This is a genomic window from Micromonospora sp. PRAS1 (assembly GCF_059553435.1).
In genome coordinates this window covers 74915-99224 of sequence record NZ_JCANNB010000019.1, presented here as the reverse complement: position 1 = coordinate 99224, position 24310 = coordinate 74915, and the positions used below count along the sequence as shown (strand labels likewise).

The window sequence follows — 24310 nt, the reverse complement described above, 5'->3', positions numbered from 1 at the left end:
TGCGGGCGCGGCCGTAGGCTGGCGGGATGCCGGGTTCGCCGTACACCGATCTGGATCGTCCGCCGTTGTCGGCGGCCCGGTTGCGCCGGGCGCTTGTCGCGCCCCACGGCCCGTGGTCGCGCCTGGAGCTGCGTACCGAGACCGGCTCCACGAACGCCGACGTCGCCGAGGCGGCGCAGGGTGGCGAGCCGGAGGGCCTGGTCGTCGTGGCCGAGCGGCAGACGGCAGGACGCGGGCGGCGCGGCCGGGTCTGGCAGTCACCGCCCCGGGCCGGCATCGCGACAAGCGTGCTGCTCCGGCCCGGACAGGCGGTGCCGGACCGTGGCTGGCCGGCCGCACCACCGGCGGGGTACGGCTGGCTGCCGCTGCTGGCCGGCGTGGCGCTGGTCGAGGCGGTGAACCGGCTGGCCGAGCTGGACGCCACCCTGAAGTGGCCGAACGACCTGCTCATCGACGAGGCCAAGTGCGCCGGGATCCTCGCCGAGGCGGTGCCCGGCCCCGTCGCGGGTGAACCGCCGGCCGTCGTGCTCGGCATCGGGCTGAACGTCACGCTCCGCGCCGACGAGCTGCCGGAACATCCGACCGGCCTGCCGGCCACCTCGCTGCAACTGGCCGGCGCGGCGGCCACCGACCGGGACCCCCTGCTGCGGGCGCTGCTCCGGTCGCTCGCCGAGTGGTACGCCCGCTGGCGGGCCGCCGGTGGTGACGCGACGGCAAGCGGCCTGCGTGACGCGTACCTGAAGGTGTGCGACACCGTGGGCCGTGAGGTCCGCGCCCTGCTCCCCGACGGCAGCACCCTCACCGGCACCGCCACCACCGTCGACCAGGACGGTCACCTCCTCCTGACCACCCCCGCCCCAACCCCCCACGCCCTCCCCACCACCCACTCCCTCCCCGCCGCCGACCTCCTCCACCTCCGCTGACCCACCCCACCCCCACTCTGCGGCGATCTTGCACTTTGGGTCAGGACAAATGGGTATGCAAGGCGCGAAACGGCGACGACAAGTGCAAGATCGCGGAGGCAAGGGGTGGGCGTGGCCGGGTGGTGGATGTGGGGGAGCGGGCGTGGGAGGTTAGCGTCTGGGCGTCCGGTTCTGCGAGGAGGTATCCGTGGCGTTCCCCGAAGACGTGCTCACCGAGGACGAGCACGTCGTTCTGCATCTGCATCCGCACTGGAAGGCCCTGCTCCGGCCGGTGGCGGTGCTGGTGCTCGCCATCGCCGCGGTGGCGGCCGGTGTGCTGTTCCTGCCCTCCGGCGGTGGCGGCTCGATGACGCTAGCCGTGATCGGCGGCCTCGGCGTGCTGGCGGTGCTCTGTCTGACCGTCTGGCCCTACATCTCCTGGCGGAGCACGCACTACCTGTTCACAAACGAGCGGGTGGTGCTCCAGCACGGGATCTTCTCCCGGGAGCGGCGGGACATCCCGCTCAGCCGGGTCAACGACCACTCGATGAACCAGCGCTTCATCGGGCGGCTGCTCGGCTACGGCACCCTCACCATCGAGTCGGCCGGGGAGCGCGGTCAGTCCGTGCTACCCGACGTGCCGAAGGTGGACCGGGTCCAGACGAAGCTCTACGAACTCGTCGAGGCGTTCCACGACAAGCACTCGCTCGGCGACGGTGAGCTGCGCGAGATCCTCGCCGAGCGGGACAAGAGCGCCGGCGCCTGACCGGTCCGCCGCAACGTCGTGGACCCGGAACCACCCCGGGCCCACGACGGGACCGGTTTCGAGGGTCAGCGGCGGCGGAAGCGGCGTGGCGTGGGGGCGGCCTGGAGTTCGGCGAGTTCGGCTTCCAGTTCCCGGTCCAGCGCCGCGCTGAGTTCGGCCTCGGCGCTCAACGCGCCGGCCCGTGGCTGGATGGGGCGAGGGCCGTCGCCCGGCTGCCGCGCCGGTGGCTCCTCTTCCTCCAACTCCGTGATCGATTCGGCGAGTTCGGCCACCGGGTCCATCTCGGCCATCGTGTCCCACTCGTCGCGCGGCAGGCCCTGCCACTTCTGGGTGGCCTGGACGGGCGCCGCGGGCTGGAAGACGAAGGTGCGGTACGACCAGAAGCGGAACAGGGTCGCCAGCACCACACCGCCGGTCTTGGCGATGTTCAACGCCAACAGGCCGTGTACGCCGAGCCCGTACTTGGCGGCGGCGAGTACGCCGAGTTCGATGAGCAGGCCCACCCCGTTGAAAAAGAAGAACAGGGCGTATTCCCGACGCATCGCCGATTTCGGACGATCCCGGTACGTCCAGTGCCGATTCATCAGATACGACGTGATCGTCGCCACCACGGTGGCGACCACTGTCGCCTTGAGTTGACCGTCCACGAAAACGGTGAGTGCGAGGGCGTTGAACACCGCGTAATTGATGACCGTGTTGATGCCACCGACCAGGCCGAATTTGAACGCCTCGTGGAGGAACTTCTGCCAGCGTTCAGGCAGCAGGCGGGCGAGAGGCATGGAAAACACCTTAGGGCAGTGGGCTGAGGTCGGCTGGTTCCGTCCGGATGGGTGGGCGCCGGGTCACGCCCGGAGATCCCGGTTCGCATCCGCGACTTCCGGGGTTCCCGCTTCGACGAAGACGAACCGCCGGTACGACCAGAAGCGGAACAACGTCCCGAGCCCGGTGCCCACGACGTAGCTGGCGATGTTGTCGGCGAGACGGTTCTGGAAGACCTCCGGCCAGATGCTGCCGAGGCCGTAGCGGCTGATGGCCAGGCAGGCGACCGCGATGCCCAGGCCGACCGCGTTGAAGACGAAGAAGAGCGCGTACTCGCGGGCCGGGTTGGAGCGCTTCCGGTGCCGCCAGGTCCAGAAGCGGTTGCCCAGGAAGGCGAAGGTCGCGGCGAACACCGTGGAGATGGTCTTCGCGGTGATCTGCTCGACGCCCTGCGGGCCGATCAGGTAGTTGAAGAGCGCGAAGTCGAGGAGGAAGGCGACCCCACCCACGGTCGCGAACTTGCTCAACTCCCGTACCAGGTGACCGAACCGGTCGACCAGGGTATGGACCAGACCCGAGCGGGTCGGCGGGGAATCGGACTCCCCGGTCATCGTGGCGGCCACCGTGCGAGCGTACCGGTTGACGGCCGCCCGGACGGGTAGCAACGACCACCGGGGTCCACCGGTACGGCGAGGCGAACGGGCACGGACGGAGCGTAACCGCCGCCGGCCGGATCCGGAGTTGCTTGCCCTTCCGGTGGTATCTGTCGCAGCGCGTCGACCCGGGACCCTCGCCAGGGTGCCCGGCGGAAGGTCCGCCGCAGGATTTGCGTGAAACTGCGCGTGAAAGCGGGTAAAGGCTCGTGAAGCCGCAGCGTGACCGTGCCTTGTGCAGTTCTTCACAACCGGTCCCACTGACTGACGGGGTCCACCGGTTTACGCTGAGCCCAATCCCAGGTTTCCACGAAGGCGACGCGATGCGGCGCCAATACTCGTGCACTCCATAGACCGGTCAGCGTCGACCACAAGGAGATGTGTCATGGTTGCTCCGGCCACCTTTCGGGGTATCGATCAGGCCCCGACGTCCCACCCCAAACTGCTCGCCTGGGTCCGTGAGGTCGCTGAACTGACCACCCCTGACCAGGTTGTCTGGGTGGACGGGTCCGACCAGGAATGGCGTCGGCTCACCGACGAACTGGTCGAGGCCGGCACCCTGGTCCGACTGAACCCCGAGAAGAAGCCCAACTCGTTCTACGCGCGGACGGACCCGACGGACGTCGCACGGGTCGAGGAGCGTACGTTCATCTGCTCCGTCGACGAAGCGGACGCCGGACCCACGAACAACTGGATGGCACCCGCCGAGATGAAGCGGACCATGACGGAGTTGTACCGCGGTTCGATGCGTGGGCGGACGATGTACGTCATCCCGTTCGTGATGGGTCCGGTCGAGGCCGAGAAACCGATGTTCGGTGTGGAGATCACCGACAGCCCCTACGTGGTCGCGTCGATGCGGATCATGACCCGGATGGGTGCCAAGATCCTCGAAGCGATGGGTGACGACGCGGACTTCGTGCACGCGCTGCACTCGATCGGCGCGCCGCTGGCCCCGGGCCAGCAGGACGTCGCCTGGCCGTGCAACGAGACCAAGTACATCTCGCACTTCCCGGAGACCCGGGAGATCTGGTCCTTCGGCTCCGGCTACGGCGGCAACTCGCTGCTCGGCAAGAAGTGCTACGCGCTGCGGATCGCCAGTGTGATGGGGCGCGACGAGGGCTGGCTCGCCGAGCACATGCTGATCCTCAAGATCACCTCTCCGGAGGGGCGGGTCTACCACATCGCCGGTGCCTTCCCGTCGGCCTGCGGCAAGACCAACCTGGCCATGCTCGAGCCGACCATCCCGGGCTGGAAGGTCGAGACGATCGGTGACGACATCGCCTGGATGCGGTTCGGTCCGGACGGCCGGCTCTACGCGGTCAACCCGGAGTACGGCCTCTTCGGCGTGGCGCCCGGCACCGACTGGAAGACAAACGCCAACGCGATGCGGACGCTGGACCGGGGCAACTCCATCTTCACAAACGTCGCGCTCACCGACGACGGGGACATCTGGTGGGAGGGCATGGGTGAGCCGCCGGCCCACCTGATCGACTGGAAGGGCAACGACTGGACGCCGGAGAGCGAGAACCTCTCCTCGCACGCGAACAGCCGGTTCTGCACCCCGATCACCCAGTGCCCGATTCTCGCCGAGGACTACTACGACCCCAACGGGGTACCGATCGACGCGATCCTCTTCGGCGGCCGGCGGCGGGACACCGTACCGCTTGTCACCGAGGCCCGGGACTGGGTGCACGGCGTCTACCTGGGCGCCACCCTCTCCTCGGAGACCACCGCCGCCGCCTCCGGCGCGGTCGGCGTGGTGCGCCGCGACCCGATGGCGATGCTGCCGTTCATCGGCTACCACGGCGGTGACTACTTCCGGCACTGGATCGAGATGGGCAAGGGGGCCGACGGCGACGAGTCGAAGCTGCCGAAGGTCTACTACGTCAACTGGTTCCGCAAGGACCCGGAGGGCAACTTCCTCTGGCCCGGGTTCGGCGAGAACGCCCGGGTGCTCAAGTGGATCATCGAGCGGATCGAGGGCCGGACGGAGGCCGTGGAGACGCCGATCGGGATGGTCCCCACGGTGGACGCCCTCGACATCGAGGGGCTCGACATGACCCCGGAGGATGTCCGGATCGCCCTCAAGGTCGACCCGAACGAGTGGCGGGACGAACTTCCGCTGGTCACCGAGTGGTTCGAGAAGTTCGGCGACAAGCTGCCCGGTGTCCTCTGGGCCGAGTTGGACGCCCTGCGGGCCCGGCTCGACGCGGAGCAGCCGCAGCGGTAGGTGTGATCGACGCCCGGCGCGGGCATCATCGGATTCCATGAGGACGGCCGCCGAGACCGAGGTCCGGCGGCCGTCCGCCGTCCGGGCGCTCACCACCCTGCTCGCGGTCACCGCCGCGGCCACCGTCGTGGTCGAGGTGCTCAACTGGTGGTACGCGCCGGAGCAGGGCTTCGGTCTCGCGGTACGCACCGGCTGGGCGATGCTGCGTTCGTTCGGCTTCCTGCTGTTGATCGGGCATGTCCGCCGAGGTCGTACGGTGGCCCGCCCGCTGGGCCTGATCCTCGCCATCACCACCGTCTTCGCCGTCGGCCGGCTGATCGTGCCCCGGCACGGCGTGCCACCGCTGCCGGGACTGCTGGGCTTCGCCCTGCTCACCGCGCTCTGCGTCGCCGTGGTCTGGCTGCTGTACCGGTCCCCGGCCGTCGCCGGGCATCTGGTGCGGCACCGGGCCCGGCTGGTCATCGACCGGTCCGGGATCTCCTGGCGCGAGCTGCCACCACGCCGGCCGGAAGCCAGCGCCTGGCTGCTGACCAGCCGGGTGGCGGCCTTCACGTACAGCCCGCTGATGCTGGTTCCGGCCCTGGTCGCCGGGGCGGCGATCCTGGACGGCCGGCTGTTCGCCGTCCCCGCGGTGCTGTTCTGGCTGGGCGCCGGCATCGCGACCAGCTACCTGGTGCTGTTCTGCACCGCCTTCCTGCTGCGCGGCCGGCGCTGGGCCGGCACCCTGCTGGTCGTGATCACCGTCGGCGTGCTCGCCGTCGACCTGCCACTCTGCTGGTGGCTGCTCGGCGTCGACGGCCTGGTCCGCGACGGCGCACCGCTTGTCGCCGCCGCCGGCCTCGCCGTCTACGGCGTCCGCCGCGCCGCCCGCGTGACCGAGCAAACCACCCCGGGTTAGAGCAGGCGGGGCACCCGGTCGGGGTGGGCTGCGGCTGGGCGGAAGGAGGGGCTGTGCGCGACGAGTTCGACGTGGTGGTGGTCGGGGCGGGGCCGGCCGGAGCGGCTGCCGCGCTGGCCGCCCGTCGGGCGGGAGGTGAGGTGCTGCTGCTCGACCGCGCCGACTTTCCGCGGGACAAGGCGTGCGGCGACGGCATCGCCGCGCACGCGCTTGACGTACTCGCCGAACTGGGGGTGCCCGACGCCGTGGCCGGTTACCCGCCGGTGCCGGCGCTGCGGCTGATCGCGCCCGGTGGCGCTGCGGTGGCCCGGGCGCTGCCGAGGCCCGCGTACACGGTGCCGCGTCAGGTCTTCGACGCCCGGCTGGTGACGGCGGCGGTCGGCGCCGGTGCCCTGCTGCGTCGCCGGACGGTACGCCGGGTCGAGCTGCGGCCCGATCGGGTGGTGCTCGACGGCGAGATCTCCGCGCGGGTGCTGGTCGGCGCGGACGGTGCCGGGTCCGTCGTCCGCCGGGCGCTGGGCGAGCCGGCCAATCCCGACCGGCACCTGGCGCTGGCGATCCGGGGCTACGCGCCCGCACCCTCCGGTCCGCCGGTACAGCTCATCGTCACCTCGGCCGCCCGTTGGCCGGCGTACGCCTGGTCCTTCCCGATCGGTGACGGCCGCGCGAACATCGGCTACGGGGAGGTGCTGCGGGGCGAGGCGCTGAGCCGGGCGCACCTGCTCGACCGGCTCGCCGCCCTGCTACCCGGCGTCGAACCGGCGCAGGTGACCGGGCTGCGCGCCCATCACCTGCCGCTGTCCACCTTCCGGCCGGTGCCCGGGCACGGTCGCGTACTGCTCGCCGGGGACGCCCTGTCGCTGATCAACCCCTTCACCGGCGAGGGGATCTTCTACGCACTGCGCTCGGGTGCCCTGGCCGGGGCGGCCGCGACCGGCGCGCCCGAGCAGGCCGCCCGCTGGTACGCGCAGGCGCTGCGTCGCCGGCTCGGCAGCCACCTGCGGCACAGCTCGATGGCGGCCTGGTTGGCCCGGCACAGCCGGATCGTCGACGCGGCGGTGCAGGCGGCCCGCCGGGACGAGCGGGTCTTCGGCACGGTCGTCGAACTGGGCCTGGGTGACGGCCTGCTGGACGCTCGTACGCTCGCGCTGATCGCCCTCGGCCTCTCGGCGCGGCGTCGGCCACCGGGGCGCTGATCGACGCGAGGGCTCGCTACCCTGCAAGTGATGACTCTGCGGAAACTTCTCTACTCCGTCTACGAGCGGCGGCTGACGGCCAAGCTCGCGGGCCGTCCGGTGCCCCGCCACGTGGGCGTGATGTGCGACGGCAACCGTAGGTGGGCCCGGGAGATGGGCCTTGTCGATCCGAACGACGGGCACCGGATGGGTGCGGAGCGGATCAAGGAGCTGCTGCGCTGGTGCGATGCCGCCGGTGTGGGGCACGTGACGCTCTGGCTGCTCTCCACGGACAACCTCTCCCGGCCGGCGGCGGAGCTGGATCCGCTGCTCAAGATCATCGAAGACCTGACCACCGAGCTGGCCGAGGAGGCCAATCCCTGGCGGCTGCGGATGGTGGGCGCGCTCGACGTCCTGCCGACGGGCCTCGCGACGGCCCTCAAGGCCGCCGAGGAGCGGACCCGGGAGCGCTCCGGCAGCGCCCAGGTCAACATCGCGGTCGGGTACGGCGGCCGGCGGGAGATCGCCGACGCGGTGCGCTCGCTACTGCTCGAACACGCGGCGAACGGCGGCACGCTTGAGGAACTCGCCGGGTCGCTCGACGTCGACGACATCTCCGAGCACCTCTACACCCGGGGCCTGCCGGATCCGGATCTGATCATCCGGACCAGTGGGGAGCAGCGCCTCTCCGGCTTCATGCTCTGGCAGTCGGCCCACTCGGAGTTCTACTTCTGCGAACTGAACTGGCCGGACTTCCGCCGGGTCGACTTCCTCCGCGCGCTGCGCTCGTACGCCACCCGGCAGCGCCGCTACGGCGTCTGAGTTGCCGCTGGGCCGGCCTCAGGTGAGCGTCTGGCTGCCCACTGCCTCAGGTGAGGTGGTGGGCGGCGGCGGTGAGGAAGTCGCCAAGCGCGGCCGGTGAGTCGATGGTGAGGTCGGCGGCCTCGGCGACCTCGTGCCCGGTCTCCGGGTTGGCGACAGCGACGCAAACGCCCAGGAAGTTCGCGTCGGCGGCGGCGCGGGCGCGCAGCGCGGCGAACGCCTTGATGTCGGAGACGTCGTCGCCGAAGTACCAGGCGGCACCCGCCCCCTGCACCAGCTCGTCGATCACCATGCCCTTGTCCCGGTCGACCGGCGGCTTGACCTCCAACACCATCCGCCCGACCTGCACCCGCAGGCCGAGGCGTTCGGCCTGGGCGTTGCCCCACTCCTCGACGGTGGCGGCGAGTTGCGGTGCGGTACGCCAGTGCAGGGCAACGGAGAGCCGCTTGTACTCGACGAGGGCGCCGGCCGGCAGCTCGGCGCGGGCCAGGTCGGCGAGTTCGGCCATGGTGGGCACCCACGGCAGTGCGGCCGGCTCGGTGACTGTGGCACCGCCGGAGTGGCTGTGCTCCAGCCCGTAGAGCCCGTAGAGGTCGACGCCGGTCAGCCCGTCGAAGTGCTCCCGGAGGAACTCCACCGGCCGGGCGGAGACGATCGCGACCCGGCGGACCACCGGGGCGAGTGCCTCGATGGCGGCCAGCACCTTCGGTGCGGGCTGTACCTGCGTCGGATCGTCGGCGACCGGCGCGAGTGTGCCGTCGAAATCGAAGAAGAGAATGGTCTCGGCGGCCCGGTCGGCGGTGGTTCGCCAGGCCAGGTCGGCGTTCAGCGGGATCTTCGGCTGGGGATTGCCCAGATTCAACGGCGGCACGCGCGACAGCGTACCCCGGGTTCCGCCGGTCATTCCTGGCGTGGAACCTGCGTGCGGACGCGGCGGGATCAGCGCTCGGCGGCCCCGCGTCCCCGGCGTCCGAACGGCACCACGGCCGCTTCCTGACCGTGGCTGAGCAGGTAACCCTCGACGAAGCCGGCGTTCCGGTCGCCGGTGTGCGTCTCGATCTCCCGCAGCCGCTCCACCATGAACTCGGTGAGCGCGGTGAGTCGGTCGTTGAGCCGGTCGTGCAGTTCGGCGACCACCGCCAGGACGATCGAGGTGCCGGCGGTGACCAGCGTGAAGAGGTTGACGAGCAGGGGTAACTGCCCGCCGTTCAGGGCCAGGGTCACCGCGTTTCCGGTGACGCAGATCGTCAACGAGACCGTCGTGACCACGACTGCCAACCATTTCAGGGTCATGAGAGACCCCCTTCTGTCCCGCAGGGCTGGGTTCGGCCTTGTCCCGTCCCCCCGCCGACGACGAGCCCAAGCAGTACGAATACGGACGCTAGCGCGCCCGTTCCGGCCCCGGAGCGAAACGAATGATCCTGACCTGCCGTTCTTTCGCCATCTGAGGAACTAGCCGGCAGCATCCCCTCGTTTTCGGACACCAGTCGGGAGAGTCGGGCGGTATGCGAGGTAACGAATGGTTTCTCGGATGTGGAACTTCTCCGCATCCGATACGTCGGGGTCGACCAGCCGGCGCAGCAGCGCCTCGACGTCGGGGTCCATCGGCGGCGGGGGCGGGGCGTCCCGGCGGGCCGTGTTCCGGTCCCAGCCCAGCGCCGCGAAGGCGGTGGCCGGGTCGAGCCCGAGGCCCTGACAGAACGCGACCACCCGTTCGGCTGCCGGGTCGCTGGCCCAGTCGCCGCGTACCCAGCGGTTGATCGTCTGGCGCGAGACGCCGGTGCGCCGGGACACCTCGGTGCCGCTCCAGGCGCGGGTCGCGCGGGCCTCGGCGAGAGCCTGCCGGACGAAGGTGGCGAAGGCGATCTTCCGTGCGTTGGCCGTCTCGGTCACCCCGTGACCGTACGACCGGGTGGCTCGGCCGGTGGGTCCCGGCACGCCTCTGTCACGCTTGCGTGACGTCATCATCGGCTGTCGGGTTACTGATGTAGCACTGTCTTTGAGGGGTGTCACCTGGGCAGAATAGATGTGCGTAGAGGTGGGGGCAAACAGAGAAGAAAGCTGATACTGTCACGTGCATGGGACAACCTACGGTGTGTCACGTGCATGAGGCGAGCGGCCCTCGCCAGCGTCCCGCGCCCGGTCCGAGGGGGGCCCGGTGACCGAACTCGCAACCCGCGCCCAGGCATTCAGCCTGGTTGCAGCCGGCGTCGCGGCGGGGCTGAGCGCCCCCTGGCGCCTCTACCTCGCCCGGGGCTGTCGCTACCTGTCGCTGAGCGTCGGCGACCGGGCCGAATGGAACGCCTGGCGGACCCACCTCGGCTGCCCGGAACTCAGCGTCCGGGTCTACGACGCCGGTGGGGAGATCCGCCGCTCCTCGGTGGCCGAAGTGGTCCTGGACGGCTGCCGGATCAGCGTCGAGCTGGTCGAGGAGATCGGCACCGACGACCTCGACCGGTTGCTGGTCGCCGACCCCACCACGATCGAGCCGGAGGAGCGATGAGGGGGGCGCGCGGGATGGGAGCCGCCCGATGAGCCCCTTCCTCGCGATCTTCCTGGTCCTCGTCCTCGCCGCCACGAGTTACGCCGCCGGTCGGCTGCACGGGCAGCTCAGCTACCGGATCGGTTACCGCTTCGGCTACCGGCAGGGCTACTTCGACGGTGACCGTGGGGCGTGGAACCGGCGCCGCCGGGAGGCGCAGGCCGCCATCGCCTCCGCCCTCGCGGTCAGCGCGCCGCCCGCCACCCGGGTCCCCGCCACGGTGGTCCGGGCGGGCACGGGCACCACGTACACCGGATCGTCGTTCGCGGAGCCGGCCGCCTCGGTCACCGGGCGGCACCCGACCGGCACCCTCGTTCGACGGACCGGCTGAGACCGGTCACCGGGCCTCGGTCCGGGCAGGCTGCGGCGCACCGTCCAAGCGGGCGGACGCCGCCGGGGTCACGGTCAGACCGGTGACGGTGGCTCCACCGGCCGGGATGCGCGCAGGGGGCATGCATCCCGGCCGGTTCACTCTGGTCACCAGCCGGACGGGTCGCGGGTTCACTCTGGTCACCAGGCGGACGGGTCGCGGGTTAACTCGGCCACTAGCCGGACGGGTTGCGGGCGGCTAGCGTCTAGGCATGGCGCGGGATTGTCCCGAGCCAGCCGGCCCGCCCGGCCTGCGACCTCGCGCACGGGGCCCGCATCCGACCCCGTGTCCGCCGGGCACCGGAGGAGGCGGACCGCGGGTGGCCGGGTGCCCATCCGCCGGAGCAGGCCTGTGACGACTCGCCGTACGACCGCCGGTGCCGAACAGGGCCCGGCCGCGACTGCCACGACCCGCCGCACCACCCGGAGCCGCCGCACCGCGGCCGCCGGGTCGGCCGACACCAGGGAGCCCCGACCAGCGGGCCAATCTTTCGTCCTGGACACCTCTGTCCTGCTCAGCGATCCGGCGGCGTTCCACCGCTTCGCCGAGCACGAGGTGGTGCTTCCCCTGGTGGTGATCTCCGAACTGGAGGGCAAGCGACAACACCCCGAGCTGGGCTGGTTCGCCCGGCAGTCCCTGCGCATGCTGGACGAGCTGCGGGTACGCCACGGCCGGCTGGACCGGCCGGTGCCGGCCAACGACGAGGGCGGCACGCTGCGGGTGGAGCTCAACCACACCGACGACGGGGTGCTGCCCCCGGGGTTCCGCAACGAGTCCAACGATGCCCGGATCCTCTCCGTCGCGCTGAACCTCGCCGCCGAGGGGCGGACGGTGACCCTGGTCAGCAAGGACATGCCGCTGCGGGTCAAGGCCGCTTCGGTCGGGTTGTGCGCGGACGAGTACCGGCACGGCCAGGCGAGCGACCCGACCTGGACCGGCATGGCCGAGTTGGAGTTGAGCGAGGAGGCGATCGGCCAGCTCTACGGCGGCGAGACGATCGACGTGGACGCTGCCGCGGGCCTGCCCTGCCACACCGGCCTGGTGCTGCACTCGTCCCGGGGCTCGGCGCTCGGCCGGGTGCTACCCGACAAGACCGTGCGGCTGGTACGCGGCGACCGTGAGGCGTTCGGCGTGCACGGGCGCTCTGCCGAGCAGCGGATCGCCCTCGACCTGCTGCTCGACGAGTCGATCGGCATCGTCTCGCTCGGCGGTCGGGCCGGCACCGGAAAGTCCGCCCTGGCGCTCTGCGCCGGCCTGGAAGCGGTGATGGAGCGTCGCCGGCACAAGAAGGTGATCGTCTTCCGCCCGCTGTACGCCGTCGGCGGCCAGGAGTTGGGTTACCTGCCCGGCTCGGAGTCGGAGAAGATGTCGCCCTGGGCCCAGGCGGTCTTCGACACGCTCGGCGCCGTGGCGCACGAGAACGTGATCGAGGAGGTCGTGTCGCGAGGGCTGCTCGAGGTGCTGCCGCTCACCCACATCCGCGGGCGGAGCCTGCACGACGCCTTCGTGATCGTCGACGAGGCACAGTCGCTCGAGCGTGGGGTGCTGCTGACCGTGCTCTCCCGGATCGGCCAGGGCTCCCGGGTGGTGCTGACCCACGACGTCGCCCAGCGGGACAATCTCCGGGTTGGCCGGCACGACGGCGTGACGGCGGTGATCGAAGCGTTGAAGGGTCATCAGCTCTTCGCGCACGTCACGTTGAGCCGTTCGGAGCGGTCGCCGATTGCCGCGATGGTGACGGACCTACTGGAAGACATCCCATAGGAGCGCCCGATTTGGGGGCATTTGTGGCGATTATTTGAGTGACCAAAGTCACAATCGATCGTGACCGTTTCCCATCAGCCTCACTGTGCGCGATTGTGTCCCACGGGCGCCCACGCACCATGCGCATCACTGGTGATCGTCCACCCCACCCGGGGCGGACGGCTCGCCGGAAAGGCGGATCGGTGCGTCGACGGTGACCGGCACCGCCGGTCGCGGGCGCTCGTGGCGCGCTTCGGCCCCGGTGTGGGCCGTGGTCACGCCGCGTCCCTGACCCCGACGAAGGGATCACTTCGTGAGTCGGCCCTGGAGCCGGTTCGCCGCCCGTGGCGCAGCAGTCGCGCTGCTCTCCGTGGGCGTGGCCGGCGGTTTTTACCTCAGCGAGGACCGCCAGTCGCAGCGCCCGGGTCCCGGGGCGCAGGTGGCCGGCACAGTAACTCAGATCGACGTCGAATACCGGCAGGAGCAGCAGGTCTCCCGGCAGGTACGGGCGGTTCGACAGCAGGCCACCGAGGCCCGGCAGCGGGCCCGTGCCGCCGCCGAGAAGGCTCGGAAGGCCGAGGAGGCGGCACGCAAGAAGGCCGCGGAGGAGAAGGCCGCCAAGGAGGCGGCCGAGGCCGCCGCAAAGGCCCTCAAGCCGTACGACGGCCCGGTGCCGGCCTCCTGCAAGGAGTACAGCGGTCACCGCAAGACCGGCTGTGCCCTGATGATCGACGCGGGCTTCAAGATCGACCAGTTCCCCTGTCTGGACAAGCTCTGGAACAAGGAGAGCGGCTGGAACCCGAAGGCCCACAACCGGTCTTCCGGGGCGTACGGGATTCCGCAGGCGTTGCCGGGTAACAAGATGGCCTCGGTCGGCGACGACTGGCAGACCAACCCGGTGACCCAGATCAAGTGGGGTCTCGGCTACATCGAAGGCCGCTACGGCACCCCGTGCAGCGCGTGGAGCCATTCGCAGGCCAAGGGCTGGTACTGACCTGACCGCGACGACGGGCGGGGCTCCGGGGTGACCCGGGTCCCGCCCGTCGCCGTACCTGCCGGCAGAGCGGCGTCCGGGCCTGCCGGCAGAGCGGCGTCCGGGCCTGCCGGCAGAGCGGCCTCCGGGCCGCGAATGCCCCGGACGGGCGGTGGGCCGCCCCCGACGGGACGAAAAGTGGCGGCTGCCGGCGTTTGCTGATAGCTGTTGTCAGGTGACCCTGCAACCGGGAAGTGGCGACCCGCACCAGTTCGGCACCGAGGCCTTCTACGCGTCCATCGGCCGGGCCTTCGTGGCGATGTGCGCAGTGGTGCCGGTCCTGTTCCTGATCGAGGGCCTCGACCAGTGGCTCGGTGCCGGGTTCGACGCCGCCGCCGGCATCATCCCGCAGCGCATCGACGGCCTGGACGGCGTCTTCTTCTCGCCGTTCCTGCACCACGGCTTCGACCACCTCTACAGCAACAGCATCCCGCTGATCCTGCTCGGCACCTTCGTGTTGGCCGCGGGCGCTCGCCGGTTCCTCTGGTCCACGCTGGTGATCGTGCTGGTCAGCGGCCTGGGTGTCTGGTTCACCGGATCGCCCAACACGATCGTCGTGGGGGCCAGCGGGGTCATCTTCGGCTACCTCGGCATCCTGCTGACCCGGGGCATCTTCGAGCGGAGCTGGTGGAACTTCGCGGTCTTCCTGCTGGTCGGGCTCCTCTACGGCGGCCAGCTGGTCGGCGTCCTGCCGACCGACGAACGGATCTCCTGGCAGGGGCACCTGTTCGGGCTGCTGGGCGGCATCGTCGCGGCGATCATCTTCCGCCGGCGACGGCCCGACCTCGACGGGCCCTACCGCTCCGAGTCGCCCATGACCATGCCCTGAGCGCGGCTCTGACCATTAACGATCACCCTGGCCGGGCCGCTACCGGGCACGTCGCCCGGCCCCGACCGGCCGCCCGGCTTTACCCGCTGCCCTGCGCCCACCGCCAGCGGCGAGCGCGACGGCGACGAGGGTGAGCAGGGCCCCGAGCAGGGTGGTCGCGTCGGGGCGCGAGGCCGCCGTGGGCAGCAGCACGTCCAGCAGCACCGCGCCGATCACCTGGCCGGCGATGGTGGCCAGACCGAGCAGGAGTACGCCGGTGAGCTGGACCACCGCCGCGGCCACCACGATGAACGCGATGCCGATCGGTCCGCCCAGGTAGAGCCAGGGCTCGCTGGGCAGGCTCCCGGGCGGCCGACCCCGCAGGGCGAGGCTGACGACGAAGGTGACCACCAGCACGGTCGTGCCGACGGCGAAATTGACAAACGTGGCGGTCAGGCTGCTGCCGGTGACCACCCGGACCCATCCGTTCACCGCCTGTTGCCAGGCCACCCCGACGCCGGCCAACAGGGGTAGCACGGCCAGACCGAGAATCGCCGGATCGCCGAGCCGGTCACCGACCGCCAGCAGCACCGCAGCCACGGTCAGGACCGCTCCGCCCAAGCGGGCGGGGGTCACCGGTTGCCGGCCGGCTGGACCGACGCCGGCCCGGTCGACGACCAGACTGCTGCCGGACTGACCGGCGACCACCGCCACGGTGAACACGGCCACACCGAGGGCGCCGACCGTGGCCCCCTGGGTCGCCACCAGGAACGCCCCGCACGCGCCGCCCAGACACTGCCAGGGGCGTAGCGCGCCGTTGGCGAGTGCCTCGCGCAGGGCGCGCAGCCCGCGTCGCCCGTGCCGGGTGGCGGGTGCCAGCACCGACAGGAGCAACAGGCCCAACCCGAACGAGACGACCGCTGCGGCGATGCCGTCGCCCAGTCGGGCGCCGAGTTCGCCGTTGATCCGTGACTGGATGGCGACGGCGACTCCGCCGACCGTCGCCAACCCCACCGCACCGGCCCGGCGCCGCGCCGACACCGTCGGCGCGGCCACCGTGCCAGCCGTACTCACTCCGTCACGACTGCTCTGCCAGGGGTCGGCCGTCGAAGTCCACGGCCGAGTAGAGCGCCAGCTTCTCCAACCGGTGGTACGAATCGATCACCCGGATGGTGCCGCTCTTCGAGCGCATCACGATCGACTGGGTGTACGCACCGCCAGAGCGGTAACGCACACCGCGCAGCAGGTCGCCGGAGGTGACGCCGGTGGCCACAAAGAAGCAGTTGTCGCCGGTGACCAGGTCGTCGGTGGTGAGCACCCGGTCCAGGTCGTGCCCGGCGGCCAGCGCCTTCTCCCGCTCGGCCTCGTCGCGCGGCCAGAGCTTGGCCTGCATCATCCCGCCCATGCACTTGAGGGCGCAGGCGGCGGTGATGCCCTCCGGCGTACCGCCGACGCCCATCAGCACGTCGACGTCGGTCTCACCCCGAGCGGCGGCGATGGCACCGGCGATGTCACCGTCGGAGATGAACCGGATCCCCGCGCCGGCCCGGCGGATCTGGTCGACCAGCTCGTCGTGCCGGCTCCGGTCCAGTACGCAGACCGTCACCTCGGAGACGTCGGTGCCCTTGACCTTGGCGATCCGGCGCAGGTTCTCGGCGACCCCGGCGTTGATGTCCACGACGTCGGCGTAGATCGGGCCGACGGCGAGCTTCTCCATGTAGAAGACGGCGCTCGGGTCGAACATCGCACCCCGCTCGGCGACCGCCAACACCGCCAGGGCGTTCGGCATCCCCTTGCTCATCAGCGTGGTGCCGTCGATCGGGTCGACCGCGACGTCCACCTCCGGACCGCTGCCGTCGCCGACCTCCTCGCCGTTGAAGAGCATCGGGGCGTTGTCCTTCTCGCCCTCGCCGATCACCACCACGCCCCGCATGGGGATCGAGTTGATCAGCTTGCGCATCGCGTCGACGGCGGCGCCGTCGCCGCCTTCCTTGTCGCCCCGCCCGACCCACCGGCCGGCGGCCATGGCGGCCGCCTCGGTGACCCGAACCAGGTCGAGGGCGAGGTTGCGGTCGAGATCCTGTGGGGTACGCGTCCTGGTGGTCGTCATTGAGCGGCTCCTCCTCGCGGCGGTGCGGGGTTGACCGGGCCGGCTGATCTGGGCATGGTCGTTCGCCGGCTGTGTTCCTGATCCTCACACGATGGCGGATCCGGGAGCAGGGCGGGGCGGTGATGGGCCGGATACCGCCGGTCGAGCCAGCTGCGAGAATGGTGGGGTGGAACCCGCACAGCCCGCTGACCGAGCACCCGTGGACCTCCCCTCGACAAGCGACCAGCCGCCCGTCGACCGGACGGGTGGACCGGACGTACCCGAGGAACGGCTGCAGCCGACGGCGAGCGCCGCGCCGGCAGCGGCCGAGCCCGCCGCCAAGTCCGAGCGGTCGCCCCGGGATATGGCCATCTCCCTGCTGGTGCTGCTGGTCCCGATCGTCCTGCTGCTCGCCTTCTACCGGGGATTCCTCGGCGGCGACCAGCCGACCACGGTCGACCCGACGCCCGCCTTCGAGCAGGCGCGGTCCGCCGGAGCGTTTCCGGTGAGTGAACCGACCGGGCTGGGCGAGGGCTGGCGGACCGTACGGGCCACCTACCGCATGGCGGAGGGCGGTGCGATCCTGCGCGTGGGGTACGTCACACCCGAGGGGCGGGGCCTCCAGGTGGTGCAGAGCGACGTGCCGGCCGAGCAGCTGCTGCCCACCGAGTTGACCGACGAGGGGCAGCCGCAGGGGCAGGCCGACCTCGGGACGAACACCTGGCAGCGGTACACCGCCCGCGGCAACGAGCAGGCACTCGTGCTGCTCCAACCGGGGCGCACCGTGATCGTGATCGGTGACGCCCGGGACAACGAGCTTCGGGAGATGGCGACGGCCGTCGACTGAGCGCCCCCCCGGATGTCCGGCCGATCCGTTACGCTCCCCGGGTTCGATGCCCGGCCGGCGTTGGTCGGGCCGTTTTTCTGGTTGAAGAGAGACAATCTGTGAACATTCGACGCTGGAGCGTGGGCGTCATCGCCGCCACGCTGCTCGTTCCCGGCGTAGCCGCCTGCAACTCCGGCACCACCGACGCGCCGGCTGCGGCCGGCTCGTCCGCGCCGGCCATCCCCGCCGACCCCAAGGAGGCGCTTGTCGCCTCCACCAAGGGCCTGGCCGAGGGCAACTTCACCTTCAACATCACCGCCGACTCGATGAACGGCAAGGGCGTCTTCCACAAGCCCAGCAACAGCGCCCAGATGGCGATGAACATGAACGTCGAGGGCATCAGCTTCGACTTCGAGCTCATCCAGATCCAGCCGGACACCTGGCTGAAGGTCAACCTGGGTGAGCTCTTCGCCGGGGTGCCCGGCATGGAGGCGATGAAGGACAAGTACCAGCACCTCGACGCGGCCAAGGCCGGCCAGAGCAAGAACCTCGACCTGCTGAGCGACGGCACCGACCCGGCCGACGCGGCGGCGATGTTCCAGGGTGTCACCGACGTGCAGAAGACCGGCGAGGGCGCGTACAGCGGCAAGGTCGACCTGACCGCGGTCAAGGACTCGGTCGCCGCCGACGAGGACATGCTCAAGGCGCTGGGCGAGCAGGCCAAGGAGATCCCCTTCACCGCGAAGCTGGACCCGGAGGGTCGGCTGACCGAGCTGGTCATCTCGGTGCCCGCGGCCGGCGAGGTCAAGGCGCAGGACATCAAGATCAACTACGCCGACTACGGTGCCGCGCCGACCGTGCAGAAGCCGCCGGCGGACCAGGTCATCGAGGCCAGCGACCAGATCTACGACATGTTCAAGTAGGTCGGACGGCAGCAGTCGGACGGGGGCGGGCTCGGCTCGCCCCCGTTTCGCGTCCCGGCGGCTGGGTGATTGCGCAAGCCGCCGGCAGGGAACAAGGCAGGTGAGCCTCCGGCGCGCGCCGCGTCGGCTGACCCTGCTGGGAGACATCGATGAGCGTACGACGACTGAGTGCCGGTCTCATGGCCGCTGCGCTGCTCACGCCCGGAGTTGCCGCCTGCACCACCACTGGCGACGGTACGGCCGGGCCCACTGCCACGCCCTCCGCCACGCCCTCCGCCACGGCCACCGGCACTGCCGCACCGGAGACGGACGCGGAGGCCAAGCAGGCGTTGCTGGACTCGACGCGGGAGATCGGCAACGGCAACTTCCGGTTCCGGATGTCCGGCGCCGGCTCGACCGCCGAGGGGCAGGTGCACCAGCCGAGCCAGAGCGCGGAGCTGCGGATGAGCATCGGCGAAGCGGGCGACGACCTGGCGATGACCCTCGACCTCATCCACGCCACGCCGGACAGCTGGGTCAAGTTGGACCTCAGCGGTGCCGCAGCGGAGAGCGTGCCCGGGCGCGACCGGCTCAACCTCGGCAAGTACCAGCACCTCGACCAGAGCCGGATCCAGGGCAACCGCAACCTCGGCTTCGATTTCGACCAGGTCGACCCGGCCGGCAGCGAAGTGCTCACCCAGGCCGTCACCGAGGTACGCCGTACCGGCGAGGGCGCGTACGCCGGCACCATCGACGTCTCGAAGGCCGCCGAGGCCGGATCGCTCGACCAGGGTCTGATCACCGCGCTCGGCGCGCAGGCGAACTCGGTGCCGTTCACCGCGACCACCGACGCGCAGGGTCGGCTGACCGAGCTGGTCCTCCAGATCCCCGCCGCCGGGGAGGTGCGGGCACAGGAGATCCGGGTCACCTACAGCGACTACGGCAACGCGACCGCCGCGCAGAAGCCCTCGGCCGACCAGGTCGTCGAGGCGCCGCCGGAGCTGTACAACCTCTTCGACTGAGCCTCGACCCGGGTCGCCGCAACGCGCCTGAGGTTGCCGGACGCGACCGGGGCTCCGGGGGCGCGACCGGGTTCCCGGGTCGCGACTGGAGGTTCCCGGGGTGCGACTGAGGTTCCCGGGTTGCGACCGGGGGTTCCCGGGGTGCGACTGAGGTTCCCGGGTTGCGACCGGGGGTTCCCGGGGTGCGACTGAGGTTCCCGGATCGCGACCGGGGGGTGCCGGGGGCGCGGCAAGTTGGCGGAATTTGGCGGAATGCGGCGGGGGCCGAGCGTCCCCGCCGCTTCGGCCTACCCGCTCGGTCGACCGCTGCCGGTCAGCTGGTCTGGGCGGACCGGGCCGCGTCGATGCGGGCGCGGGCGCCGTCGAGCCAGCGCTGGCAGATCACCGCCAGGGCTTCGCCGCGCTCCCAGAGCGCCAGCGACTCCTCCAGTGACGTGCCGCCGGCCTCCAGCCGTTCCACCACCGACGCGAGCTCGGCCCGTGCCTGTTCGTAGCTGAGCTGCTCGTCGGCCCCACCACTCTGCTCACCACTCACTTCACCCATCCCACCCATCCCACCACAACCCCCATCACCCTCCCCCCTTCACCCTCCCCGCCCCGCCCGTTCGCCTCGCCCCGCCCCGCCCTGCCCCGCCTCGCCCTGCCCCGCCTCGCCCTGCCCCGCCTCGCCCCGCCCTGCCCCGCCTCGCCCCGCCTCGCCCTGCCCCGCCTCGCCCTGCCCCGCCTCGCCCTGCCCCGCCTCGCCCTGCCCCGCCTCGCCTCGCCTCGCCCCGCCCCGTCGATCTTGCACTTTCGGTCGGCAATAGGCGGCCTTTGCCCTCTTTGCGGGGGCGGAAACTGCAAGATCGCGCGTGGTGGGGTGGGGTGGGGTGGGAGGGTGGGTGGGAGGGAGGGTTGGGGGGTGTTTTAGGGGGTGACGGTGGCGGGGAGGTCGCCCTCGGCCAGGCGTAGGCGTAGCGGGGTGCCGGGGGTGGCGTCGGCGGGGGCGCGGACGACGTGGCCGTCGGTGCGCTGCACGATGGCGTACCCCCGGTCGAGGGTGGCGGCGGGGGAGAGCGCGCGGAGCCGGGCCAGCGTGTGCCGTAGGTCGTCATCGGCGGCGGTGAGGCGATGGGCCAGGCAGCGTTCGGCGCGCTGGCGCAGGGCGGCCAGGTCGGCGGCGCGTTGCTCGATCATCACCTGTGGGCGGGCCAGCACCGGCCGGGAACGCAGTGCGTCGATCCGGTGCGTCTCGCGGTCGACCAGGTTCTGCACGGCCCGGTGCAGCCGGTGCCGGGCCTGGTTGATCAGGCGCAGTTCCTCGGCCAGGTCCGGCACCACCCGCTTGGCGGCGTCGGTGGGCGTCGACGCCCGGACGTCGGCGACGTAGTCGACAAGCGGCGCGTCGGTCTCGTGGCCGATCGCGCTGATCACCGGCGTACGGCAGGCGTACACGGCCCGGCACAGCGCCTCGTCGGAGAAGGGCAGCAGGTCCTCGATGCCGCCCCCGCCCCGGGCCAGGATGATCACGTCGATGCTCGGGTCGGCGTCGAGCACCCGGAGCGCGTCCACGATCTGCGGCACGGCGGCGGGTCCCTGGACGGCCACGTTCACGGTCCGGAACTCCACGGCCGGCCAGCGGCGGCGGGCGTTGGTCAACACGTCCCGTTCGGCGGCGCTGGCCCGGCCGGTGATCAACCCGATCCGCCCCGGCAGGAAGGGCGGGCGACGCTTGCGCGCCCGGTCGAAGAGCCCTTCGGCGGCGAGCAGCTTCTTCAGCTTCTCCAGCCGGGCCAGCAGCTCGCCGAGCCCGACCTGGCGGATCTCGTCGGCGCGGAGGCTGAGCGTGCCCCGGGCGGCGTAGAACTCGGGCTTGGCGTGCAGCACGACGCGGGCACCCTCGCGCAGCTCGGGCGCACCGGAATCGAGTACGTCCCGGTTGGTGGTGACGGTGAGGCTGAGATCGGCCGACGGGTCACGCAGGGTGAGGAAGACCATGTTCGCGCCGGGCCGGCGGCTGATCTGCGCCACCTGCCCGTCGACCCAGACCCAGCCCAGCCGCGCCACCCAGGCGCCGATTTTCTGGCTGACCACCCGCACCGGCCAGGGCTCCTCCGAGCTGCTCGGCGGCGTACCCGTGCCTGGTGCTGACCCGTCCGCGCTCATCCGCCCACCCTAAGGCCGCCCGCGAGGCGCGGACGGTGGGCCTGCGCCGGTTGCTCGGGAGGCGCGGACGGCGGGCCCGCGTACGATGAGGGGGTGACTGAGGCTGAGACGACTTCCCGGACCGGCAAGCGCGTGCTCCTGGCCAAGCCCCGCGGCTACTGCGCGGGCGTCGACCGAGCGGTGCAGACCGTCGAGGAGGCGCTCAGGCTCTATGGCGCACCGATCTACGTCCGCAAGCAGATCGTGCACAACAAGCACGTGGTGCGGACGCTGGAGGCCAAGGGCGCGATCTTCGTGGAGGAGAACGAGGAGGTGCCCGAGGGCGCCACGGTGATCTTCTCCGCGCACGGCGTGGCGCCCGAGGTCTACGAGCAGGCGAAGCAGCGGTCGCTGAAGGCGATCGACGCGACCTGCCCGCTGGTGACCAAGGTGCATCACGAGGCGAAGCGGTTCGCCGCCGAGGACTACGACATCCTGCTCATCGGCCATGAGGGCCACGAGGAGGTCATCGGCACTTCGGGCGAGGCGCCGGAGCACATCCAGTTGGTGGATGGCCCGGAGGACGCCGACCGGATCACCGTGCGGGACCCGAACAAGGTCGTCTGGCTGTCGCAGACCACGCTCTCGGTGGACGAGACGATGGAGACGGTGGCCCGGCTCAAGAAGCGGCTGCCGATGCTCCAGTCGCCGCCCAGCGACGACATCTGCTACGCCACCAGCAACCGGCAGCACGTGGTCAAGGAGATCGCCGCGGAGTGTGACGTGGTGATCGTCGTCGGCTCGCGTAACTCCTCCAACTCCGTACGGCTGGTCGAGGTGGCGCTGGACGCCGGCGCCCGCGCCGGGCACCTGGTCGACTTCGCCCACGAGATCGACGACGCCTGGCTGGCCGGGGCGCAGACGGTGGGGCTCACCTCCGGCGCGAGCGTGCCGGAGGAGTTGGTTCAGGAGGTGCTGACGCACCTCGCCCAGCGTGGCTTCACCGACGTGGAGGAGGTGGTGACCGCCAACGAGCGGCTCACCTTCTCGCTGCCGCAGGAACTCAAGCGTGACATGAAGGCCGCTGCGGCGGCTCGCGCCTGATCCGTCCCGCCCGCTGGGAACGATCGGCCCGCCCACCGCGTCAGAGCTGACATGAGGACCATTCGGATCGCCGCCGCCGCGCTGATCGTCTGCACGGCGCTTGCTGCCTGCGCCGGTCAGGACGCCGGGGACGGCTCCGCCGCCCCGATCTCGACGGAGGCATCACCCGTGACCGAGCTGCCCACCCCGGATCCGACCGGCCCCCTCCCGCAGCCCACCGATCCGGTGAACCCGCCCGCGCCCGGCCACCCGGGCAAGGGCGCGGTCACTCCGCCGCGACCGACCGCGACCAGTGAGTTGACCCTGACCGGCCGGATCGAGGCTGGCGTCGAGCCCGGTTGTCTCCTGCTCGACGGGTACCTGCTGCTCGGCGGCCCCCGCGACGTACTGACCGCCGGTGCCACCGTGACCGTGACCGGCCGCCCCAATCCCGGCCTGATGACGACGTGCCAGCAGGGCACCCCCTTCCAGGTGGCCTCCGCCCAACGCGCCTGACCCACCCCACCCCACCCCACCCCGCCCCACCCCCACCCACCCGCGTTGACCATGAGGTTGGCGGCAGTAGCTGATCTTTGAACCGCCGCTAACCTCATGATCAACTGAGGCGGTGTCGGGGGCGGCTGGCAGGATGCGTCGATGCGTTTCCGATCGATGCTTCTGTCGGCGGCGGGGGTGCTGGGGGTCGCCCATGTGGTGGGCGTGCTCACGGACGCGCCGATCCTGCGTCAGGCCGAGGTGCTGGCGCTGCTTCTGCTCCTGGCGTACGCGCTGCTCGCCGGGCTGCCGTCGCCGCGCTGGGCGGTGCCGGCCGCGCTCGCCGTGCTGGTGCTCGACGCGCTCCGGACGATGCCTCCCGACCGCGTCGACTACGGCTGGCAGGTGTTCCGGTACGAGCCGCTCGACCTGAGCGGGCGCTTGCGTGATGGGCTCGAACTGACCTGGGCGCCCCTGGTCGTCGTCCTGGTGCTGGCCCTGGTGGCGAGGCGGTCCGCCGGCCGTCCGAGCCGAGGGGTTCTGGTCGGCGCGGTGCTGGCCGGCGGGTTGGTACTCGGCTACGCGGCGATCCGGCTGGCCCACGATCACCACAACGCTCGGCCGGCCTGGGCCGGCGATGGTGGGCGGTCCGACAGCAACGAGCTGTTCACTGCGGCCCTGACGCCGCCGCTGGTACTCGCGTTGGGCGCGATCGCCCTGGCCACGATGCTGGTCGGGCAGAGACGCCGGCTCGCGGCCTGCGGTGCCGGGCTGCTGGCGTTGGCCGCCGTGTTCTACCTGGACACCGCCATGGCCCTCGGCCCGCAGCGGCTGTCGGCGTACCCGGCGGACCCGGGTGTGGTGTTCACGGAGATGTTCGCCTTCACGCCGACCCTGGCCACGGCCCCGGCCCTGACGAGCGCTGCCGAGTTGACCGGCTTCCTGCTGCTGGTGGTCGGTCTGCGTGTCACCGACGCGGAGCGGATCCAGCCTGCCGACAGCGGAGCTGGCCCGGCTGACGGATAGGAGAAAGGCCGGGGCGTCGGGTAGCGGCAGCGGATCGAGCCG

General features: G+C 71.3%; 27 protein-coding genes. 17 read left to right on the top strand and 10 right to left on the bottom strand.

The annotated features are described in order from the left end of the window. Nucleotides 1-26 precede the first annotated feature (26 nt). The gene (locus AC507J_RS19205) at nucleotides 27-923 is read left to right on the top strand and encodes a biotin--[acetyl-CoA-carboxylase] ligase (RefSeq protein ID WP_496290545.1); all 897 of its coding nucleotides are present in this window, start codon (nucleotides 27-29) and stop codon (nucleotides 921-923) included. Between the two features lie 187 nt (nucleotides 924-1110). Then, nucleotides 1111-1668: a PH domain-containing protein gene (locus AC507J_RS19200; RefSeq protein WP_496290544.1), complete on the top strand. Its 558-nt coding sequence runs from the start codon at nucleotides 1111-1113 to the stop codon at nucleotides 1666-1668. A gap of 65 nt (nucleotides 1669-1733) precedes the next feature. On the opposite strand, the gene AC507J_RS19195 is transcribed toward AC507J_RS19200, so the two are convergent. Both AC507J_RS19195 and AC507J_RS19190 read right to left on the bottom strand, forming a co-directional pair. Further along, the gene (locus tag AC507J_RS19195) at nucleotides 1734-2447 is read right to left on the bottom strand and encodes a GtrA family protein (RefSeq protein WP_496290543.1); all 714 of its coding nucleotides are present in this window, start codon (nucleotides 2445-2447) and stop codon (nucleotides 1734-1736) included. A gap of 63 nt (nucleotides 2448-2510) precedes the next feature. Continuing rightward, nucleotides 2511-3329, bottom strand: a complete 819-nt coding sequence (locus AC507J_RS19190) for a GtrA family protein (RefSeq protein WP_496290542.1) — start codon at nucleotides 3327-3329, stop codon at nucleotides 2511-2513. Nucleotides 3330-3465: 136 nt separating this feature from the next. Between AC507J_RS19190 and AC507J_RS19185 the strand changes: the two genes are divergently transcribed. From AC507J_RS19185 to AC507J_RS19170, 4 genes are read left to right on the top strand one after another with little or no spacing between them, the layout of a single operon-like run. Beyond that, on the top strand, nucleotides 3466-5310 hold the full coding sequence (locus AC507J_RS19185) for a phosphoenolpyruvate carboxykinase (GTP) (RefSeq protein ID WP_496290541.1): 1845 nt from the start codon (nucleotides 3466-3468) through the stop codon (nucleotides 5308-5310). Between the two features lie 37 nt (nucleotides 5311-5347). Further along, nucleotides 5348-6208, top strand: a complete 861-nt coding sequence (locus AC507J_RS19180) for a hypothetical protein (RefSeq protein ID WP_496290540.1) — start codon at nucleotides 5348-5350, stop codon at nucleotides 6206-6208. A 53-nt stretch (nucleotides 6209-6261) separates the two neighbouring features. Further along, nucleotides 6262-7404, top strand: coding sequence for a geranylgeranyl reductase family protein (locus tag AC507J_RS19175; protein ID WP_496290539.1), 1143 nt, complete (start codon nucleotides 6262-6264; stop codon nucleotides 7402-7404). A 30-nt stretch (nucleotides 7405-7434) separates the two neighbouring features. Continuing rightward, nucleotides 7435-8205: an isoprenyl transferase gene (locus tag AC507J_RS19170; protein WP_496290538.1), complete on the top strand. Its 771-nt coding sequence runs from the start codon at nucleotides 7435-7437 to the stop codon at nucleotides 8203-8205. A 46-nt stretch (nucleotides 8206-8251) separates the two neighbouring features. Here AC507J_RS19170 and otsB read toward each other — a convergent pair whose 3' ends face one another. The 3 genes from otsB to AC507J_RS19155 form a co-directional block, all read right to left on the bottom strand. Then, on the bottom strand, nucleotides 8252-9076 hold the full coding sequence (otsB, locus tag AC507J_RS19165; protein WP_496290537.1) for a trehalose-phosphatase: 825 nt from the start codon (nucleotides 9074-9076) through the stop codon (nucleotides 8252-8254). Between the two features lie 68 nt (nucleotides 9077-9144). Beyond that, nucleotides 9145-9498: a hypothetical protein gene (locus AC507J_RS19160; protein WP_496290536.1), complete on the bottom strand. Its 354-nt coding sequence runs from the start codon at nucleotides 9496-9498 to the stop codon at nucleotides 9145-9147. A 159-nt stretch (nucleotides 9499-9657) separates the two neighbouring features. After that, the gene (locus AC507J_RS19155; RefSeq protein WP_496290535.1) at nucleotides 9658-10098 is read right to left on the bottom strand and encodes a helix-turn-helix domain-containing protein; all 441 of its coding nucleotides are present in this window, start codon (nucleotides 10096-10098) and stop codon (nucleotides 9658-9660) included. Nucleotides 10099-10363: 265 nt separating this feature from the next. Between AC507J_RS19155 and AC507J_RS19150 the strand changes: the two genes are divergently transcribed. The 3 genes from AC507J_RS19150 (at nucleotide 10364) to phoH2 (ending at nucleotide 12881) form a co-directional block, all read left to right on the top strand. Then, on the top strand, nucleotides 10364-10708 hold the full coding sequence (locus AC507J_RS19150) for a hypothetical protein (protein ID WP_496290534.1): 345 nt from the start codon (nucleotides 10364-10366) through the stop codon (nucleotides 10706-10708). 28 nt (nucleotides 10709-10736) lie between these two features. Further along, entirely contained in the window at nucleotides 10737-11078 is a 342-nt protein-coding gene (locus AC507J_RS19145) for a hypothetical protein (protein WP_496290533.1), read from the top strand. 390 nt (nucleotides 11079-11468) lie between these two features. Then, nucleotides 11469-12881, top strand: coding sequence for an RNA 5'-3' helicase PhoH2 (gene phoH2, locus AC507J_RS19140; protein WP_496290532.1), 1413 nt, complete (start codon nucleotides 11469-11471; stop codon nucleotides 12879-12881). Between the two features lie 126 nt (nucleotides 12882-13007). On the opposite strand, the gene AC507J_RS19135 is transcribed toward phoH2, so the two are convergent. Next, nucleotides 13008-13139: a hypothetical protein gene (locus AC507J_RS19135; protein ID WP_496290531.1), complete on the bottom strand. Its 132-nt coding sequence runs from the start codon at nucleotides 13137-13139 to the stop codon at nucleotides 13008-13010. 34 nt (nucleotides 13140-13173) lie between these two features. On the opposite strand from AC507J_RS19135, the gene AC507J_RS19130 reads away from it, so the two are divergent. After that, nucleotides 13174-13854, top strand: a complete 681-nt coding sequence (locus AC507J_RS19130) for an aggregation-promoting factor C-terminal-like domain-containing protein (protein ID WP_496290530.1) — start codon at nucleotides 13174-13176, stop codon at nucleotides 13852-13854. Nucleotides 13855-14068: 214 nt separating this feature from the next. Then, complete coding sequence (locus AC507J_RS19125; protein WP_496290529.1) at nucleotides 14069-14722, top strand: rhomboid family intramembrane serine protease; 654 nt, start codon at nucleotides 14069-14071, stop codon at nucleotides 14720-14722. A gap of 39 nt (nucleotides 14723-14761) precedes the next feature. Here AC507J_RS19125 and AC507J_RS19120 read toward each other — a convergent pair whose 3' ends face one another. Continuing rightward, complete coding sequence (locus AC507J_RS19120) at nucleotides 14762-15775, bottom strand: DMT family transporter (RefSeq protein ID WP_496290528.1); 1014 nt, start codon at nucleotides 15773-15775, stop codon at nucleotides 14762-14764. 4 nt (nucleotides 15776-15779) lie between these two features. Beyond that, on the bottom strand, nucleotides 15780-16811 hold the full coding sequence (gene glpX, locus AC507J_RS19115; protein WP_496290527.1) for a class II fructose-bisphosphatase: 1032 nt from the start codon (nucleotides 16809-16811) through the stop codon (nucleotides 15780-15782). A gap of 166 nt (nucleotides 16812-16977) precedes the next feature. On the opposite strand from glpX, the gene AC507J_RS19110 reads away from it, so the two are divergent. The 3 genes from AC507J_RS19110 (at nucleotide 16978) to AC507J_RS19100 (ending at nucleotide 19540) form a co-directional block, all read left to right on the top strand. Beyond that, the gene (locus AC507J_RS19110; RefSeq protein WP_496290526.1) at nucleotides 16978-17637 is read left to right on the top strand and encodes a DUF4245 domain-containing protein; all 660 of its coding nucleotides are present in this window, start codon (nucleotides 16978-16980) and stop codon (nucleotides 17635-17637) included. 98 nt (nucleotides 17638-17735) lie between these two features. Then, nucleotides 17736-18539: a hypothetical protein gene (locus AC507J_RS19105; protein WP_496290525.1), complete on the top strand. Its 804-nt coding sequence runs from the start codon at nucleotides 17736-17738 to the stop codon at nucleotides 18537-18539. Nucleotides 18540-18688: 149 nt separating this feature from the next. After that, nucleotides 18689-19540, top strand: a complete 852-nt coding sequence (locus tag AC507J_RS19100) for a hypothetical protein (protein ID WP_496290524.1) — start codon at nucleotides 18689-18691, stop codon at nucleotides 19538-19540. 313 nt (nucleotides 19541-19853) lie between these two features. Here AC507J_RS19100 and AC507J_RS19095 read toward each other — a convergent pair whose 3' ends face one another. Beyond that, a complete protein-coding gene (locus tag AC507J_RS19095; RefSeq protein ID WP_496290523.1) occupies nucleotides 19854-20084 on the bottom strand; it encodes an exodeoxyribonuclease VII small subunit in 231 nt (76 codons plus the stop codon). 362 nt (nucleotides 20085-20446) lie between these two features. Continuing rightward, nucleotides 20447-21685 carry an exodeoxyribonuclease VII large subunit gene (gene xseA, locus AC507J_RS19090; protein ID WP_496290522.1) on the bottom strand — a complete coding sequence of 413 codons (1239 nt, stop codon included), beginning with the start codon at nucleotides 21683-21685 and terminating at the stop codon, nucleotides 20447-20449. Between the two features lie 93 nt (nucleotides 21686-21778). Between xseA and AC507J_RS19085 the strand changes: the two genes are divergently transcribed. From AC507J_RS19085 to AC507J_RS19075, 3 genes are all read left to right on the top strand, one after another. Next, nucleotides 21779-22768, top strand: coding sequence for a 4-hydroxy-3-methylbut-2-enyl diphosphate reductase (locus tag AC507J_RS19085; protein ID WP_496290521.1), 990 nt, complete (start codon nucleotides 21779-21781; stop codon nucleotides 22766-22768). A gap of 51 nt (nucleotides 22769-22819) precedes the next feature. Continuing rightward, nucleotides 22820-23263 (top strand): hypothetical protein, encoded by a 444-nt coding sequence (locus AC507J_RS19080; RefSeq protein WP_496290520.1) that lies wholly within the window; start codon nucleotides 22820-22822, stop codon nucleotides 23261-23263. Between the two features lie 141 nt (nucleotides 23264-23404). Then, nucleotides 23405-24268 (top strand): hypothetical protein, encoded by an 864-nt coding sequence (locus AC507J_RS19075; protein ID WP_496290519.1) that lies wholly within the window; start codon nucleotides 23405-23407, stop codon nucleotides 24266-24268. Nucleotides 24269-24310 lie beyond the last annotated feature (42 nt).

What these genes read in the sequence shown, in the direction of transcription:
- glpX (WP_496290527.1), bottom strand. Translation starts at nt 16,811, where the DNA reads ATGACGACCACCAGGACGCGTACCCCACAGGATCTCGACCGCAACCTC.
- AC507J_RS19185 (WP_496290541.1), top strand. Translation starts at nt 3,466, where the DNA reads ATGGTTGCTCCGGCCACCTTTCGGGGTATCGATCAGGCCCCGACGTCC.
- AC507J_RS19180 (WP_496290540.1), top strand. Translation starts at nt 5,348, where the DNA reads ATGAGGACGGCCGCCGAGACCGAGGTCCGGCGGCCGTCCGCCGTCCGG.
- AC507J_RS19160 (WP_496290536.1), bottom strand. Translation starts at nt 9,498, where the DNA reads ATGACCCTGAAATGGTTGGCAGTCGTGGTCACGACGGTCTCGTTGACG.
- AC507J_RS19095 (WP_496290523.1), bottom strand. Translation starts at nt 20,084, where the DNA reads ATGGGTGAAGTGAGTGGTGAGCAGAGTGGTGGGGCCGACGAGCAGCTC.
- AC507J_RS19170 (WP_496290538.1), top strand. Translation starts at nt 7,435, where the DNA reads ATGACTCTGCGGAAACTTCTCTACTCCGTCTACGAGCGGCGGCTGACG.
- AC507J_RS19195 (WP_496290543.1), bottom strand. Translation starts at nt 2,447, where the DNA reads ATGCCTCTCGCCCGCCTGCTGCCTGAACGCTGGCAGAAGTTCCTCCAC.
- AC507J_RS19205 (WP_496290545.1), top strand. Translation starts at nt 27, where the DNA reads ATGCCGGGTTCGCCGTACACCGATCTGGATCGTCCGCCGTTGTCGGCG.
- AC507J_RS19080 (WP_496290520.1), top strand. Translation starts at nt 22,820, where the DNA reads ATGAGGACCATTCGGATCGCCGCCGCCGCGCTGATCGTCTGCACGGCG.
- AC507J_RS19075 (WP_496290519.1), top strand. Translation starts at nt 23,405, where the DNA reads ATGCGTTTCCGATCGATGCTTCTGTCGGCGGCGGGGGTGCTGGGGGTC.
- xseA (WP_496290522.1), bottom strand. Translation starts at nt 21,685, where the DNA reads ATGAGCGCGGACGGGTCAGCACCAGGCACGGGTACGCCGCCGAGCAGC.
- AC507J_RS19145 (WP_496290533.1), top strand. Translation starts at nt 10,737, where the DNA reads ATGAGCCCCTTCCTCGCGATCTTCCTGGTCCTCGTCCTCGCCGCCACG.
- AC507J_RS19100 (WP_496290524.1), top strand. Translation starts at nt 18,689, where the DNA reads ATGAGCGTACGACGACTGAGTGCCGGTCTCATGGCCGCTGCGCTGCTC.